General features: G+C 55.5%; 13 protein-coding genes. 9 read left to right on the top strand and 4 right to left on the bottom strand.

What is annotated here, in order from left to right; genetic code table 11:
* The first annotated feature begins 538 nt into the window (after positions 1 to 538).
* The 4 genes from JMJ04_RS08145 to JMJ04_RS08160 all read left to right on the top strand — a co-directional run bounded on the left by JMJ04_RS08145 (position 539) and on the right by JMJ04_RS08160 (position 4,809).
* On the top strand, positions 539 to 1,555 hold the full coding sequence (locus JMJ04_RS08145) for a Gfo/Idh/MocA family protein (RefSeq protein ID WP_201370019.1): 1,017 nt from the start codon (positions 539 to 541) through the stop codon (positions 1,553 to 1,555).
* Between the two features lie 97 nt (positions 1,556 to 1,652).
* The gene (locus tag JMJ04_RS08150) at positions 1,653 to 2,666 is read left to right on the top strand and encodes an AraC family transcriptional regulator (protein WP_236037961.1); all 1,014 of its coding nucleotides are present in this window, start codon (positions 1,653 to 1,655) and stop codon (positions 2,664 to 2,666) included.
* Between the two features lie 143 nt (positions 2,667 to 2,809).
* Positions 2,810 to 3,805 (top strand): Gfo/Idh/MocA family protein, encoded by a 996-nt coding sequence (locus JMJ04_RS08155; RefSeq protein WP_201370020.1) that lies wholly within the window; start codon positions 2,810 to 2,812, stop codon positions 3,803 to 3,805.
* 191 nt (positions 3,806 to 3,996) lie between these two features.
* Entirely contained in the window at positions 3,997 to 4,809 is an 813-nt protein-coding gene (locus JMJ04_RS08160; protein ID WP_201370021.1) for a site-2 protease family protein, read from the top strand.
* Between the two features lie 39 nt (positions 4,810 to 4,848).
* On the opposite strand, the gene JMJ04_RS08165 is transcribed toward JMJ04_RS08160, so the two are convergent.
* Positions 4,849 to 5,412 carry a GNAT family N-acetyltransferase gene (locus JMJ04_RS08165; protein WP_201370022.1) on the bottom strand — a complete coding sequence of 188 codons (564 nt, stop codon included), beginning with the start codon at positions 5,410 to 5,412 and terminating at the stop codon, positions 4,849 to 4,851.
* Between the two features lie 17 nt (positions 5,413 to 5,429).
* Positions 5,430 to 5,708, bottom strand: coding sequence for an Lrp/AsnC family transcriptional regulator (locus JMJ04_RS08170; RefSeq protein WP_201370023.1), 279 nt, complete (start codon positions 5,706 to 5,708; stop codon positions 5,430 to 5,432).
* Positions 5,709 to 5,897: 189 nt separating this feature from the next.
* Between JMJ04_RS08170 and JMJ04_RS08175 the strand changes: the two genes are divergently transcribed.
* Positions 5,898 to 7,085 (top strand): carboxylate-amine ligase, encoded by a 1,188-nt coding sequence (locus tag JMJ04_RS08175; RefSeq protein ID WP_201370024.1) that lies wholly within the window; start codon positions 5,898 to 5,900, stop codon positions 7,083 to 7,085.
* Positions 7,086 to 7,206: 121 nt separating this feature from the next.
* On the opposite strand, the gene JMJ04_RS08180 is transcribed toward JMJ04_RS08175, so the two are convergent.
* Positions 7,207 to 7,698 (bottom strand): hypothetical protein, encoded by a 492-nt coding sequence (locus tag JMJ04_RS08180; RefSeq protein ID WP_201370025.1) that lies wholly within the window; start codon positions 7,696 to 7,698, stop codon positions 7,207 to 7,209.
* A gap of 366 nt (positions 7,699 to 8,064) precedes the next feature.
* On the opposite strand from JMJ04_RS08180, the gene JMJ04_RS08185 reads away from it, so the two are divergent.
* From JMJ04_RS08185 to JMJ04_RS08200, 4 genes are all read left to right on the top strand, one after another.
* Positions 8,065 to 8,688 (top strand): hypothetical protein, encoded by a 624-nt coding sequence (locus tag JMJ04_RS08185; RefSeq protein ID WP_201370026.1) that lies wholly within the window; start codon positions 8,065 to 8,067, stop codon positions 8,686 to 8,688.
* Positions 8,689 to 8,892: 204 nt separating this feature from the next.
* Positions 8,893 to 10,077 (top strand): CaiB/BaiF CoA transferase family protein, encoded by a 1,185-nt coding sequence (locus JMJ04_RS08190; protein WP_201370027.1) that lies wholly within the window; start codon positions 8,893 to 8,895, stop codon positions 10,075 to 10,077.
* Positions 10,074 to 11,243, top strand: coding sequence for a M20 family metallopeptidase (locus JMJ04_RS08195; protein WP_201370028.1), 1,170 nt, complete (start codon positions 10,074 to 10,076; stop codon positions 11,241 to 11,243). Before JMJ04_RS08190 ends, JMJ04_RS08195 begins: the two co-directional genes overlap by 4 nt.
* A 109-nt stretch (positions 11,244 to 11,352) precedes the next feature.
* On the top strand, positions 11,353 to 12,558 hold the full coding sequence (locus JMJ04_RS08200; protein ID WP_201370029.1) for a pyridoxal phosphate-dependent aminotransferase: 1,206 nt from the start codon (positions 11,353 to 11,355) through the stop codon (positions 12,556 to 12,558).
* 58 nt (positions 12,559 to 12,616) lie between these two features.
* Here JMJ04_RS08200 and JMJ04_RS08205 read toward each other — a convergent pair whose 3' ends face one another.
* Positions 12,617 to 13,468, bottom strand: coding sequence for a class I SAM-dependent methyltransferase (locus JMJ04_RS08205; RefSeq protein WP_201370030.1), 852 nt, complete (start codon positions 13,466 to 13,468; stop codon positions 12,617 to 12,619).
* Between the last annotated feature and the right edge of the window lie 180 nt (positions 13,469 to 13,648).

The following is a 13,648-nucleotide window of genomic DNA, read 5'->3' on the forward strand; positions in this document are numbered from 1 at the left end:
CCTGGTGAGTGGTAAGATGCAGTAGCCCGCTACTTACGTACGTGGCTACTGGGGCTACGCCCTTGCGTACGCGGCTACTTGCACCCATTACACTCCCTACCCGAAAGGACTTGCATATGGCGCTATCAATGCATCTATATAGTAAGACGCGCTTTCATGGCATTTTGTGACGCCCACTTTGGGATTTTAGAATTTTTTCCTATTGATGTGCGTTACTCTCCTCACCTCGTCCCAAATTGTCGCAATTTCGCAGGGCATAGAGCGACTTTGTCGCGTGGGCGCATTGTCATTCTTCAGTACCAGAGATTACAATGAATAGAGACGCATTGTGCTCGGTCGCAATTTCGCAGATTGGTGGGGCTTGCGATCTAGTGTGTAGGGTCCATGCTGGCATGGACTTAAAACCTCGCCCAGTGAAAATGTAGCCGATAGAGGACACAGCCCACGTGGGTCGCGTAAGAGTCCATGCCAGCATGGACCCTACATATTACATATCACTAAGCGCGCCACTTCATACATTGAAAGGAAACGCAGATTTATGATTCGAGTTGCCATGGTCAGCTTCTGGCATGTGCATGCAAATGACTATAAGCGCCAAGCCCAGCAGCATCCATCAACACAAATAGTCGCGGTCTGGGACGAAGATGTCCAACGAGGGCGTCGTTGGGCAACAGAGTTAAGCGTCCCTTTCTATGAGAATCTCAATGAGCTACTGAGCCAGCCCGATATCGATGCCATCATCGTCGATACCCCGACCAGCATGCATCATGAGGTGTTCCTGGCCGCGGCACGCGCGGGCAAGCATATTTTTACCGAAAAGGTCATTGCGCCCACGCTTCACGAGTGTAACGCTATCATTAAGGCAGTTGAAGAGGCCTCTGTCAAGCTCACGGTCTCCCTCCCACGCCTTAGCGCAGGATATACCCAGGCCATCCAGAGCCTCATCCAGCGCAACGCTTTTGGGCAGTTGACCCTGGCACGTGTACGCCTCTCACACAACGGAGCACTCCCCAACGAGCGTTCACCTCTCGGCTGGTTGCCTGAACACTTCTTCAATAAAGAGCTATGTGGTGGCGGAGCCATGATCGACCTGGGATGCCACCCTATGTATCTGACGCGTCTCTTCCTGGGCATGCCCGAGAGCGTCAGCGCCAACTACGGCTATGTGACCGGGAAAGAGGTCGAGGATAACGCGCTGGTCTCGCTCCACTACGCGAACGGAGCGATTGGTGTTGTCGAGGCGGGCTTTGTCAATCCGCACTCGCCCTTCACCATCGAGTTGCATGGGACGGAGGGCAGCCTGCTCTTTGGCACGCCTGAGGAGCAGCTCCAGATTCGTAGCCGCCTCTTTGCAGAGGGTCAGCAGTGGAATACGATCACAGACCTGCCCGAGGACACCCCACTGCCCTTCCAGCAATGGGTCAAACATATCGAGGAAGACACGCTCGCCTCCGAGAACATTCAAGCAGCCATTGACCTGACAACGCTGATGGAGGCGGCCAATCGCTCCGCGCAAGAGGGGCACGCCATCAAAATTTCCGAGCTGACACACTAGACGCAAAGCGCGCTGGTGGTGAGTGGTCAGCAAAACCATGACCGATCCGGCGCGCCTTTTGAGGGCTGACAGATTCGCAGAGCAGGAGGAGGCTTTCGTGGCAAAAGCGGCTCGAGAACTGGACCGAGGTACCATCCAGGCCTTGCGCAAGCAGGGCGGTCCTTTTCTCTTTGCGCCCATGCAGGCGGAACCTGATGCGCTTGACCGGCTTGATATCAGCTTCCGCTGGGGTCATTATGGCATTCGTATACTCCGTTGTCACCTTATCGCCTTTCAGGCGGGGCATGTTATTCCCTATCACAAGCACCATAACTACGAGTTTCACTTCATTCCGCGCGGACAGGGGCGCTTAATCCTGGAGGATGGAAGCTATCCCCTGCACGCAGGGATGTTCTACCTTACCGGGCCACAGGTACTTCACCAGCAGGAGGCGGGACCTCGTGAGGCCATGTATGAACTCTGCCTGCACCTGGACATCGTGCCCCTGGAGGAGCCAGACACCAGCATGGAATGGGGTGAGCAATGGGAGATTGTGGAAGCCGATGCCTGTATCCAGCAGCTAAGCACTATGGAGGCCAGGCCAGTGCTTGACCAGTATAGTGCCATGAACTGGTTTCTTACGGCCTACCAGGCATGGCAGGAAGGCGAATTTGGTGCCTTTACCACGATTCGTCAATCCATCATTCAAATCTTGCTACGCACAGCACGCGTCCAGCATACGTCGCAACATCAACCGTCGCTCCCTTCACGCGATATGAACACGTATCGCTATCAGCTCGCGACACAGTATATACGCGACAACTATGCGCGCCCCCTGACGCTCAGCGAGGTCGCGGAGAGCCTGCATATCTGTGGACGCCAGCTGCAGCGCATTCTAGACCAGTATGCTAACGAGACCTTCAGCGGCTACCTGGAGCGCTATCGCCTGGCGCAATTGTGCCAGGCCCTGACACACTCTGAGCAGACGATTGAGCAGCTAGCATACAACCACGGCTTCTCAAGCGGTAGCTACCTGCACTACGTTTTTAAGAAGCGCCTGGGTATGACACCGGCCCAGTACCGCCAGCGCCAACAGCAAACGTTGGCTAATGGGTACCACGACCCCTGTTAATTTTGCGCGCTCATCCGTTGTAAGGAGTTTAGTGTATGTGATGTGAATTGGCGGCCTTGGGCCGCCAATTCACATCACATACATGACCCCAAAAAAATTGTGCATGGCATTCATAAGGTTCATTCTTCTAAGGAGAGGAAAAAATGACGATTAAAGTTGGACTAATCGGCTGTGGTGGTATCGCCGCCGTTCACGTCGGTGGCTATAATAAATTGACTGACGCGAAAATAACGGCAGTCTGTGATGTCGTAGAGGAAAGCGCACGTATTCGCGCTGAGGAGGCTGGCGGAGCCGATGTCTATACCGATATGGGCAAAATGCTCCAGGAGGCAGACATCGATGCTGTAGACATCTGCCTGCCCCACCACCTGCATAAAGGCGCGATCATTGCTGCCGCGCAGGCAGGCAAGCACATTCTCTGCGAGAAGCCGCTCTGTCTCTCGCTACAAGAGGCCGACGAGATCCGCCAGGCCGTAGAGGCCAATGGGGTCACGCTGATGTGCGCGCACAACCAGCTCTACATCCCTGCGGTCCAGTACGCCAAGCGCCTGATCGCTGGTGGTACGATTGGCGATATCTATGAAATCCGCACCACAGATTCGTTCTATCACACCTTTGATCCCAAGACCATTGGCTGGCGTGGTCAGCGCCAGTTCATTGGTGGTGGTGAATTGATCGATACGGGCTATCATCCCTCCTATCTCTTACTCTACCTGGCGGATAGCAAGCCCGTCGAGGTCACCGCTATGACGAGCAACCATCGCCTAAGTTTTATGGATGGTGAGGACTCGGCCCAAGTCCTGGTCCGCTTTGAGAATGGTGTGGTCGGCAACATCGTCACCAGCTGGGCCTATGAGCCAGGCGACAATACGGAGAAATTTGGCATCGTCGGTCAGCGCGGCTATGCCTATAGCAAGGGTAGCGACATCACCTACAAGATGCGTATGAGCGAACCACCTGTGGTGAACACGGTGAAACTCTCGGGCATCAATACCTTCGACGCGGAGATCGCCGACTTCGTCAAATGCCTGCAAGAGCAGCGCCGCCCCATCAACAACCACGAGGATGGCATCAACGTCCTCAAGATCATTCTCGGCGCCTACCAATCAGTCGAGCAGAAGCGCACCATCGAGCTATAGCCCGCTACTAGCGTACACGGCTACTGGCGGTGGCATACCCTTTATAGAATCAAGGTGTGTCGGTGTGGGTTTCGGGCGGATGCCCGAAACCCACACCGACACACCTTTACTTTTTGCCGGGTCAGCGGGTTATAATTAAATGAGAATAAACACAAAAAGCTGATTTAAACTAATTTGAGAAATGGAGAATAGTGCAGAAACGTCCTCTCTCGCCTCAAGCGCGCTTCTGGCTCCAACAAACGCTTGCGATCCTCTCACTGATCGTTAGCACCCTGGTGCTGGGCTTGATCTTTCGCTCATGGCCTCTGGCGATTGCCTTTATGCTGCTGCTCCTGGTCCATGAACTGGGGCATCTGCTGGCGCTACGCATCAAGAAATTACCTGCAAGGGGGCCATATTTCATTCCGCTTATTGGCGCGTTCGTGGCCATGCCCAGGCTACGCAAGCCCGCAGATATTACCTTTGTCGCACTGGCAGGCCCCTTTCTGGGAGGGCTGGGAGCTATTTTCTGCTATGGAATATCATGGTATGTGAGCGCGCGTAGTTGCTACGGTCCTGTCTTTACGAGTATCAATACGCTGATCCCCCGGCTCTGTTTTCTGCTCGATGGGGGACACTTCTGGCTGGTACTGGCAAATGTTGGCTTCTATCTGAATCTACTCAACCTCTTGCCTCTGCACCCGCTGGACGGAGGGCGGGTCGCGCCGCTGATCTCGAAGTGGCTCTTCTTGCTGGGCATTCCCCTGGGTATATTCTTACTCTTTGATTCATTTTCGACCAGGTCGCCCCTGGAGAGCGTCTTTAGCCTGATTACCCTGGTACTAGTTATTGTCAGCGTGACCTTAACCGTCGTTAATATGCGCAAGCCACCCTACCGGGTGCTCCCTGCTCGTGGCCGCACGAAAATCATAATAGCCGTAGCCTATGTGGCCATGGTGGCCATGCTAGGCTACGGCTGGTGGCTGACCTATCACTTATTGAACATTGTCAACGGGTTCTCGTAGTATGCGTAGTATATCCCGGCGTAGGATATCCGGTGCCGCTTATACGGAAAGAGAGTCATTTGCTTGCTGAGCACGCCATTCGCTGGCGAGAATGCCATAGACGAGGGTGTCCCACCAGCGTTCTTGCATCCAGCCATTTTCGCGCAAGTGCCCCTCCAGGCGCATGCCTATCTTTTCCAGGACATGCGCTGAAGCAGTGTTTTCGACGACGCATTGCGCGTAGATACGATGCAGGCGTAACTCGTTGAAACCGAAGTCGAGCAACGCGCGCGCAACCTCGGTAGCATAGCCATGGCCCCAGTGTGTGGAGGCCAATTCATAGCCGATATGGGCCTCCCAGGGTTGCGCATGCGTTGAGCGAATACCGCCATTACCGATCAGTGTACTGCTCTCTGGCAAGACCACAGCGAACTGGTAGCGGTAGCGAGGGCGCTCTTCACGCCAGTTAATAAACATCTGCACAAAATCGCGCGCATCCCCTTCTGTGCGGTACGTCCAGGGAGTATAGCGCAGATAGAGTAGATCGTTCTGATAGGCCTGTACGGCCTGCCAATCGTCCTCCTCGAATTCACGCAGTTGGAGACGAGCGGTAGAGAGAAGCATGCAACGATCCCTTATCCTTACTCGATACCAATATCCCAGGCCTGTTGCAGGTCTGCGCGCGAAAAGCACTTAAAGGCCATCAGCGTATGGGTCTTTTCGATAGAGGAGATCTTTTGCATATGCGTCGTCACCACCGTTGACAGATCATCGTACTGCGTCACACGCACCAACGCGACCAGGTCATATTCGCCAGTAACAGAGTACACATCAGAGACGCCGTTGATCTCTAACAGTCGTTGCGCGGTCTCATTGACCTGCCCACGCGCTACATTGATTAACACTATCGCGGATAGCATAGAGTCTCGACCTTGCCCTTTCTTCAAAGTTTGTATGTAGTATTTCTACTCTATCATGCAACACCAGAAACCGACAAGAGAAAGGTGGTGTTGTATTGAATGGGGACGGGCGAAGCGCAACCCCCACTCAATACAACACTATCCCCCAAAATGAAACGTACTTCATCCTTCACATAAGGAGACAAACCCATGTCCACTACCGAAGTATTCTCGCTGGGGGTTGAGGAGGAGTATCAAATTGTCGACCCGACCAGTCGAGAACTGGATTCGATAGCGGAAGAAGTTGTGCAGGAAGCGCAAAAAACACTGGGCAAGGATGTACAACTCGAAATTCAGCTGTCACAGGTCGAGGTCGCAACTCCCGTATGCGCGAGCCTGGCCGAAGTCAGAAATCAGCTTACGCGTTTGCGTAGCGCGGTCATAGACGCAGCCCACGTCTTTCATAAACGCATTGCCTCTTCGGGGACGCACCCGTTCTCCCTCTGGCAAGAGCAACCCTTCACGCCTCGTGCTCGCTACCTGGCTCTTGAACGCGATTACCAACAGCTGGCACGCGAACAGGCCATCTTTGGCTGCCATGTGCATGTCGGCATCAGTCAACGCGAGCTTGGACTCCAAATCATGAACCAGGCTCGGACCTGGCTTTCACCGCTGATCGCGCTTACCGCGAACTCGCCCTTCTGGTGCGGCCTGGATACAGGCTATGCCAGCTATCGCATCCCCCACTGGGGGCGCTGGCCACAGTCGGGCCTGCCACAGCATTTCTCCTCGCTGCGAGATTATGATAATCTGCTCCAACTCCTGGTCAAGACGCGCAGTATCGATGATCCAACCAAGATTTATTGGGATATTCGCCTCTCTGAACGCTATCCTACCATTGAGGTACGCATCGCGGACGTCTGCCTGACTATTGATGAAGCGGTCATGGCCACTGCCCTCATACGCGCCCTGATTCGCGCCTGTCACGAGCAGGTGATCCAGGGCCAGCAAGCAGAGCCAATCCGTATGGAACTCTTACGCATGGCCCACTGGCGCGCCGCGCGCTACGGCCTGGAGGGCGACCTGCTGGATGTGCACGCGCAAGAGACCGTGCCCGCGCCAGTCATGATTGAGCGCTTCCTGACCTTCCTGCGCCCATCGCTGGAGGCATCTAACGACTGGCAAGAGGTTTCGACGTTAGTCCAGAAGACTCTGTGTGAGGGCAATGGCGCGATGAGGCAGAGACGGATCTATCGTCAGCATCAGGAACTGTGTGATGTCGTGGATTATATCGTGCAGGAGACGGCAGAAGGCACCTTGAGGTCACACATAGACCCATCTATATATCAATATATCAATCCAGGACTGAGTGGCGGAGCCGAATCCAATCCAACGTAGCTGGTTTGCTTGCTCTATCTATGTAGGGTCCATGCTGGCATGGACTCCGAGCGAAGCGACTTATCCCAGCATTTGGGTATCGGCCTGCGGGCCGGGCGAGTCCATGCCAGCATGGACCCTACTATGAGAAGGCAGAAGGCATCATCGTACGCCAGGGAGTAGGTGGTGAGGCAATGACGGCTGGTTCCCAGCCTATTTCACCATAAAGGATCGAACCATCCCAGGTAGGATTTTTATGGAAATAGTGATAGCGCACCTGCCAATGCCGCCCCACTTGCTTCTTCTCATAGCAAGCGGTTACGACGTTGAGATGAAATGCCAGCAACTGCGCATAGTATGGTTGCAAGTTATACTCCATTTCATCTGTATCCAGTGTATGTTCGTTGAACGAGAACTGAATATTAAAGCAATAAGGATACTCTATAACTTCAGGATCCCGCTCCTCCTCTTCAGTACATTGCACAAGCACAAACATACCCAGCGTCTCAAACTGACAATAGGGTGAGCCCGCGAAAGATTTATCGGTAAAGGGGGGTAAATTAAGAAGCGCACGTATCTCCGTTGCAAGCTGCTGCAATGATTGGTGCGTTTTAATAGAGATCTGCAATGCCATAGAACGGCTCCTTAGCAATACGGAGATTTACGTATACGTTCCATGAAATATGTAATCAATATCTTACGACTGATAAGGAGCGGTGTCAAGCAGGGGAAAATAGAGAAAATAGTTGCGATGGCAGATTATGACTGGTATACTCAAAAGGACTGAACAGTACTTCCGCAAAAATAGGCGAAAAGAAGAATTCTTCTCTATCACTACTCTCATCTCTCCACCGACGAAAAACTCAACGCCTGGTATGGATGAGAGACTCTGGTGTAACCCGAAATGACCTTGAGCAGGCAGTAAGTAATGCGGCTCTAGACCACCTGAGGATACATGGCCACGACAAAGAAGAGCAAAAACACGAGGACGCGACGAGGCATGGCTCCCGTTCCCCCCACATTGATGGGTGCTCCCTGCATTTATGGAGATCGAACGACCTTACAGCACTGGCTCAAGCACTACTGGCAGAAGCTCCAACTTCCCGAACATGAGTTGACTCACCTGGCTATTACCCAGGATCGGCAGGAGTTTATGCGCTGGACCGGGAAACGCCTCAACCTCATGACACTGGGCTGCTATTGCTATGTCACTATGGCACAGGCTTTGCGCAAGGAGTATTGGCACCTGATCTTTATTGAGCCAGATCTGCAACCAAAATCAATCGAGGTCACGGTCGCCCATGAACTCATCCACCTGGCGGATCGCGTCAATGGCACGCCCCGCAAACACCGGCACCACGGCTATGATTCAATCGCCGCCGACGAGGCGGCTGTGACTGGTTATGGGTTGGAAGAGTTACGCGCGCTCCTCTTTGAAGAGAGCAAACGCCGCGAAGAGATGCGCCGCGCACGCCGCCCCATCCGCTACATCTATGAATGCCCCAGTTGTGGCAAGCAGTATCCGCGGACCCGCCGCTACAGCCGCCCAGTCTCCTGTAGCAGCTGTGATAAACACTATAACCCGCAGTTTCGCCTCCAGGAGAGCAACGCCGCCCCGGCATAAATGCCTGGGTAATGGGTGTGGTGCATGCTGGTGGCCTGCGGCCACCAGCATGCACCACACCCATTACCCATAAGGGATGGGGAGGTGCAGGAGGGCTCCCCTCCTGCCGGGGCGTGGGGTGTCCCCACAACGATTTACCATTCTTTAGGAAACACACCACTCAGGCTGAGGTATACTGAGAGCAGAGAAAAAGGAGAGAGAATCATGGGCTTGCCTCTACAATCGATACGCGTCCTAGACCTGTCTCGCCTCCTCCCGGGCGCCTATGCCTCCCAGATCCTAGCGGACTTTGGTGCCGATGTGATCAAGGTCGAAGATCCTGAGAGCGGCGACTACTCACGCAGCCTGCCGCCTTATGGACCTGGAAACATGGGCCTCTATTTCATGGCGGTCAATCGCAACAAGCGGAGCATCGCCCTTAACCTGAAAAGTGAGCAGGGAAAAAACCTCTTCCTGCACCTGATCAAAGAGGCGGATGTGCTGCTAGAAAGCTTTCGGCCTGGTGTCATGGAGCGCCTGGGTCTGGGCTATGAGCGGCTGAAACGGGAGCAACCGGGCCTGATCTACTGCGCGGTCAGTGGATATGGGCAGAATGGCCCCTATCAGCAGCGCGCGGGCCATGACCTCAACTATGTAGGCTATGCCGGGCTGCTCCATTACCAGCGCGATGAGTCGGGGCGCCCGCTTATGCCTCCCACGCAAATGGGTGATCTGGCAGGCGGGAGCTTTATGGCGGCCACGGGTATTCTTACCGCCCTGGTGGGGCGCGCCAGCAGCGGCGAGGGCCGCTTTGTCGACGTGGCTATGACCGAGGGCGTGATGTCACTCATGCCCCTGGCGATGACGGCGTATTTAAATACGGGCAAGATGCCGATACCTGGTCACTCCTCACTCGATGGTGGACTTCCCTGCTACAATATCTACGAGACGCAGGATGGCAAGCATATTACCCTGGCGGCCCTGGAACCCAAATTCTGGCATACCTTCTGCACCAGAATAGGGCACCTCGAACTCCTGCCGTTTCACTCGCCCGTTGGACGCGGGGAGCGCGACCAGGCCGTTGAAATACTCGCAAACATCTTTAAGACGAAGGCGCGTGACGAGTGGCTGGCGGAATTCGCCGACATCGATGCCTGTGTCGGGCCAGTCTACACGCCAGAGGAGGCCATACAGGATCCCCACATACAGGCCAGGGGCGTCGCCTTACAACACGGCGAGGGCGGGGCGCGCTTTCAATCCCTGCTCAGTTTTCCACGCCTCTCGGGCGTTCAGATTGAGCAGCGCTACGCGCCGCCCACACTGGGCGAACATACCGGCGTGATTTTGCGCGAGGCCGGATATAGTAACGAAGAGATAGAACGTTTACGCGAAGAAGGAGTCATCGCATGAGGGAGCACCACCCACGCATTGACCAGGCCCGGCAGCTACTTCCCGAGCTGCTCAAAGACCTGGAAGCCATCGTCAATATCGATTCAGGAACATATAACAAAGCAGGCGTAGATCTGGTTGGCGCATACCTACAAAAGCGCTTCACAGACCTGGGCTTCTCCACCTCATTTGATTCCCAGCAGGAGTATGGAGACCACCTGATCGCGACCCGCAAGGGAGGCAATCCCCAGGGGGCGCGCGTGCTCTTGATCGGGCATATGGATACGGTTTTTCCCGATGGCGAGGCCGAGAAGCGGCCCTATACCCAGACCATGCTAGATGGCCGAGAGATCGCCAAGGGGCCTGGTGTACTGGACATGAAAGTTGGCCTGCTTATGGGCATATATAGCGTGGACATGCTGCTCCAGGAGGGCTGGAATTCATATCAGAGCATCACCTTTGTCTTTAATAGCGACGAGGAGATTGGCTCGCCCGCCAGCAAGGAGCTGATTACAGAGTGGGCAAGAAAGTCGGACGCAGCCCTGGTGCTGGAACCTGGTCGTACCCTGGAGACAGTGGTTTCGGCACGCAAAAGCTCCGGACTGTATCGTGTCGAGGTCTGGGGACGTTCAGCCCACGCGGGTGTTGAGCCAGAAAAGGGCCGCAACGCCATCATCGAGCTCTCGCACCAGGTCCAGGCCATGCAGGCGCTCCATGAGAGTTTCCCTGGCGTCTCAGTCAACGTGACCAGCATCCAGGGTGGCGACCGCAAGAACGTCATTCCAGACTATGCCTATTGTGAAATGGACGTACGCGCCAGCAACATGCGGGGCGTTCACGAAATCGAAGAAGCCATGCAGCGCGCCGTACGGCAGCAGTATATTCCCGAGACGCAAACTCAGGTAAGCGGTTCGATGCGCAGCCTCCCCTTTGAGCATTCAGAGGTCAACGCACCCCTGATCCGTATGACCCAGGAGGCCGGGGCAGAACTGGGCATAGCGATCCATGACGTCGCCAGCGGCGGGGCTTCAGACGCCAACAACACCTCGCCTGTAGGCGTTCCCACGCTCGATGGCCTGGGAGCAGGTGGCGGCCTGGCACATAACCCGGACGAGTATGTCGAACTTGAGTATCTACCAGAGCGTATCGCCCTGCTCAGCGGGCTGATAGAGCGCATTTGTAGATAGGAAGCATTCAGGAACATATCCTTAGACAAAAACCAACCCCCATTCGGGGGCGCAGCGCCCGCTCTCGCGGCTAGCGCTTGCGCGCTCAGGTTTTCGAGAGGCACCATGCATGAAAATTGGTAAAGAGAGTATTTATAACCAGCCAGCAGGCGGCTTCGGCGCGGTAAGCGCCTATGCGCGCCAGCTACAACGCGAGGCCCATGAGCACGGAGAGGCCCTTCCTCCCCCGCGCCCTCTCCAGATGGGGGAGCCAAATTTCCTCACGCCCACGCACATCCGCAAGGCCGCCATTGAAGCTCTGGAACGCGAGGTCATTCCCTACGGTCCGCCTCCAGGTTGGCCCTGGTTCCGTGAGCTGCTGGCGGAGAAGATCAGGCGTGTCAATGGCTATCATGTCGGCATCGAGAACGTGGTCGCCACGATGGGCGGCACCAACGCTCTGCAATCTATCTTCCACGCCACCGTGGGACCTGGCGATGAGGTGCTCATTCCTGATCCCTGCTGGCCAGTCTACTACACACAGCTACTGGTCTGTGGCGCGACCGCCGTTCCCTACCGGCTTGATCCCGCCAACGAATGGCTGCCCTCAGTCGCCGAGCTGGAGCAACTGGTCACACCACGCACGCGCATGCTGCTCATCAATACGCCGGGCAACCCTACAGGCGCGGTCTTCCCCCGCGAACTGATCGCTGATCTGCTGGCCTTCGCCTTGCGCCATGACCTCTATCTCCTCTCGGACGAATGCTATGACCAGATCGTCTTTGAGGGCGAGCACGTCAGTCCCGCTACACTACTGAGTGCAGAAGAGCTAGAGCAGGGGCACTTTATCGGGGTCTATACCTTCTCCAAGACCTATGCCATGACGGGCTGGCGCGTGGGCTATGCTGTGGCCAGCAAGGCCTTAATCAAGTCCATCACAGAGGTCCTGGCCGGTAGCCACACCAACGTGAGCTTGATTGGGCAGCGGGCCGCCGCCGCCGCGCTCACGGGACCACAGGACTGCGTCACCACCATGCGCGAGGCTTATCGCCGCAGGCGCGACCTGGCGACGCGGCTACTCAAAGAATATGATCGCTATATCTACACGCCCCATGGCGCCTTCTACGCCCTGATCGACGTCCGCGACCGGGCGGGTCGTGTCTCGCGCCGGGACAACCATTTCGCCCTTGACCTCCTGCGCGAATATAACGTCATGATCGCGCCCGGCAACAGCTTTGGCGCCACCTCAGCCGAGTTTGTACGCATCTCGCTTGCCGCCTCCGACGAGGACGTGGAGTACGGCGTGCGCGCCATCTGCGAATTCGCCGACAAATAAATATAAGTAAGAAGAGACAATCCGGAGATGGCGTCCGCCATCTCCGGATTGTCTCTTCTTACTTATACGCCAGGATGCCGAAGGCTTCAGGGCGCTTGATGACGCGCTTAAAACCAGCCTCTTGCAGGCGCTTAAACGCGCCCTTGGCCACAGTCCCGCTCGACTTGCTCTCTAGATTCCCAATGTAATGGAAGAGCCGCCCGCCTTTTCTCAGCACGCGGTAAAGCTCGCGGTAGAAGACTGCTGAGTAGAGCTGGCCCGCGAGGCTAAAGACGGGGGGATCATGGACGATGCGGTCAAAGCTGTTATCGTCAAAGGTCGGAACGACCTCGTAGGCATCCCCCATCACCTGGCGAATCTTCGGATTATCAAAGAGTTCGTGGGACCAGGGATTCTGGCGCGCGATATGCTGCGCGCCGGGATCGAACTCAATTGTCGTCACCTGCTCGGCGCTTTTGGCGGCGGCAATCGCCGTATAACCCAGGCCGGTCGCCGTATCCAGCACGCGCCCCACCACAGGCGTCAACGTGGCCATCTTCTTGCGCGTATCCTCCATGGGATCAATATCCACAATGCGGTGCATGGTAAAGCCAGCAATTAGCATGGTAGGCGCGCCACGCGTGGGCATCAGGCTACACATGCGGTTGGTATCCTCGGAGAAATACTGGATGGAGCGGATCTCATTCTCTTCCACCACAAAGCAGTTCACCTCGGAGGCGGCAATCTTTTCAATCTGAGTCCAACGTAGATGGACTCCGCCAGGAAAGACTACTCCACTATCTGACAGTTCAACTGTCACATGCGAGAGGCCCAGGTCAGGCGAAATGCTTGTCTGCTCCTGGCCGCTTTTATAGGCCGCGCGCAGCTCCCTGGCCTGCATAAAGGCCAGCACAATCGGTGGCTGAGACATAATACAAAGATGCTCCCCAAAATATAATTAAATGGCATATTGCCGCTCATAGAGCACTGGAAATGTAGCATATTTGCTACCTTGGCGCAACAATCATCCCTAACGTCTCAGCTCACAAGCTCACCGCAGGCGCGAAGGAAGGATAATGTGCATGATAATGTTATAATGGGCAGCAAGCTT

The sequence above is a fragment of the Ktedonobacter robiniae genome, from assembly GCF_016587375.1.
In the GTDB taxonomy this organism is placed as follows: Bacteria; Chloroflexota; Ktedonobacteria; order Ktedonobacterales; family Ktedonobacteraceae; genus Ktedonobacter; species Ktedonobacter robiniae.